Source organism: Agromyces binzhouensis (assembly GCF_004135055.1).
Taxonomy (GTDB): domain Bacteria; phylum Actinomycetota; class Actinomycetes; order Actinomycetales; family Microbacteriaceae; genus Agromyces; species Agromyces binzhouensis.
This window is the reverse complement of the sequence record NZ_SDPL01000460.1, coordinates 1-2,296: the sequence shown is the minus strand read 5'-3', so window position 1 is coordinate 2,296 and position 2,296 is coordinate 1. Positions and strand designations below refer to the sequence as shown.

Genomic DNA, 2,296 nt, shown 5'->3' with positions numbered 1-2,296 from the left:
CGGCGACCAGCGCGCGACGGCGGTTCGACGGCGGCTGCGACGGCGCAGCGGATGCCGCCGCCGCTCCGCCGCCGCGGACTCCGGGTTCGTCGTGCACCCTCCGAGACTATTGAGCGACCGCCCGCCGGGGCAGGGGTGGACTTCCTACGGAACCGGGAAGCCCGACGGCCGGCGACGCGGCTGGGGCGTCCGCGAACCGTAAGGTCCACCCCTCGCATCCGGCCCGCTGCGGTGGTCGACTGGGAGCATGGCCGGCTTCACCGAACGCGCCTCGGCCCGGATCGCGGAACGACTCGAGCCGCTCATGGGCGCCGCGCACGACGCGGCATCCGACCCGCCCGTGAAGTCGGCGCGCACGACGGTCGTCGTGGGGCGACTGCTCGGCGCCGCGTTCCTCATCTGCTTCGGCACCGGCGTCTACAGCCACCTGCTGCAGGACCCGCTGCCGTGGCTGCCGATGCCGACGCGCCCGGTCGAGCTCTTCCGGTTCACCCAGGGCCTGCACGTCATCGCGGGCACCGCTGCGGTGCCGCTGCTGCTCGCCAAGCTGTGGACCGTGTACCCGCGGCTGTTCACGTGGCCGCCCGTGACGTCGGTGGCGCACTTCCTCGAGCGCGCGTCGATCGCCGTGCTCGTCGGCGTCTCGCTCGTCGAGGTGACCATCGGGCTCATGAACCTGGTGCAGTGGTACGCGTTCCCGTTCCCGTTCCGCGCGACGCACTTCGCGCTCGCGTGGGTGCTCATCGGCGCACTGGCGATCCACCTCGGCGTGAAGCTCCCGGTGATCGCCCGCGTCTGGCGGCGGCAGCCGGGCGATCGGGCGGATGCCACGGGCCGGTTCGTCTCGCGCCGCGGATTCCTCGCCGCGGTCGGCGCCGCCGCGGCATCCGCCGTCGCGCTGACCGCAGGACAGTCGGTGCCTGCGCTGGCACCGCTCAACGTCCTCGCACCGCGCCGGATGGGCGTCGGTCCGCAGGGGCTGCCGATCAATCGCACGGCCGCGCAGGCTGGCGTCACCGAGACGGCGGTCGCGCCGGACTGGGTGCTCACGGTCACGAGCCCCGCCGGGTCGCGCGACTTCACGCTCGACGACCTGCGGTCCCTGCCGCAGGCCGAGGAGGTGCTGCCGATCGCGTGCGTCGAGGGGTGGAGCCAGTCGGCCTCGTGGCGCGGCGTGCGCCTCATCGACCTGCTCGACGCGGCGGGCGCCCCCGAGCCGTCGGCTCCGCTGCGCATCGAGAGCCTGCAGGAGCGCGGCGCATTCGCGCGCACCGAGATGCCGCCGCAGTACGCCCGCGACCCGCTGACGCTCGTCGCGCTGGAGCTGAACGGCGGCACGCTGGACATCGACCACGGCTACCCGGCTCGCGTCATCGCTCCGGGACGTCCGGGCGTCATGCAGACGAAGTGGCTCCGGCGGATCGAGGTGACGGCATGAGGGCGGCACGCACGGCGCTGGTCGGGGTGGGGCTCGGACTCGCCGCCTTCGGCGCGTTCCTGGTGCTGACCGGGATCGCTCCGTCGCGGTGGCTCGGCATCGCCGTCTGGGTGGGCGCCGCGATCCTCCTGCACGACGGCGTCGTGGCGCCCGTCGTCGTCGCGTTCGGGCTCGGTGCGGCGCGCGTGCGCGCCCGGGTCGGGGACCGGGGGGTCGCGGTCGCGCAGGGCGCCCTCGTGGTCGGCGCGATCCTGACCGCGATCACCGTGCCGGCGCTCGTCGCGTCGACGATCGGCAACCCGAACCCGACGATCCTCGTCGGCTCCTACGGCGTCGCGCTCGCGGTCATCTGGGCCGTGCTGCTCGCGGTCGCCGCGATCGCGCTCGGGGTCTCGCGCACGACGGTCCTCCGGGCCGAGCGCGACGCGCGCACGAAGTGACGCCCCGCGGCGTCCCAGTGCTCGGCGACGACGAGCCCGGCGTCGGCCGCGAGGGCGGCCGCGACCGACCAGCCCACCCGCGCCCAGGGGAACGGGTCGCTCTCGAGGCCGTGTCCGTCCACCAGGGTGCAGTGACCGACGACCGCGAGTTCGGCGTCGGCGTCGACCTCGACGAGCACCTCGCCGCCGCTCGTCACGAGTTCCGCGCAACGGCGCAGCAGCACGGCCGGATCGCCGCCGATGCCGATGTTGCCGTCCATGAGCAGCACGCTCCGCCAGCGCCCCTCGAGCGGCAGCCGGTCGAACACCGAGCGTCGGAGCGCGAGCCCGCCCGTCCGCCGCGCGCGATCGACGGCGTGCGGCACGACGTCGATGCCGAGTGCGGGCATCGAGCGCGCGGCGGCCGCGTGCAGCATCA

The 2,296-nt window shown here is 74.7% G+C and carries 2 protein-coding genes and 1 pseudogene; 2 read left to right on the top strand and 1 reads right to left on the bottom strand.

Annotated elements, in window-relative coordinates:
- Positions 1 to 247: 247 nt before the first annotated feature.
- Positions 248 to 1,438 (top strand): molybdopterin-dependent oxidoreductase, encoded by a 1,191-nt coding sequence (locus ESO86_RS15660; protein ID WP_242492409.1) that lies wholly within the window; start codon positions 248 to 250, stop codon positions 1,436 to 1,438.
- Complete coding sequence (locus ESO86_RS15655) at positions 1,435 to 1,878, top strand: hypothetical protein (protein ID WP_129235794.1); 444 nt, start codon at positions 1,435 to 1,437, stop codon at positions 1,876 to 1,878. Before ESO86_RS15660 ends, ESO86_RS15655 begins: the two co-directional genes overlap by 4 nt.
- On the opposite strand, the pseudogene ESO86_RS19195 reads toward ESO86_RS15655, so the two are convergent.
- Positions 1,764 to 2,296, bottom strand: a pseudogene (locus ESO86_RS19195) (hypothetical protein); the annotation flags it as partial. The gene ESO86_RS15655 and the pseudogene ESO86_RS19195 sit on opposite strands and share 115 nt — an antisense overlap.

Coding starts and splice junctions, on each gene's coding strand:
- ESO86_RS15660 (WP_242492409.1), top strand. CDS start 248: ATGGCCGGCTTCACCGAACGCGCCTCGGCCCGGATCGCGGAACGACTC.
- ESO86_RS15655 (WP_129235794.1), top strand. CDS start 1,435: ATGAGGGCGGCACGCACGGCGCTGGTCGGGGTGGGGCTCGGACTCGCC.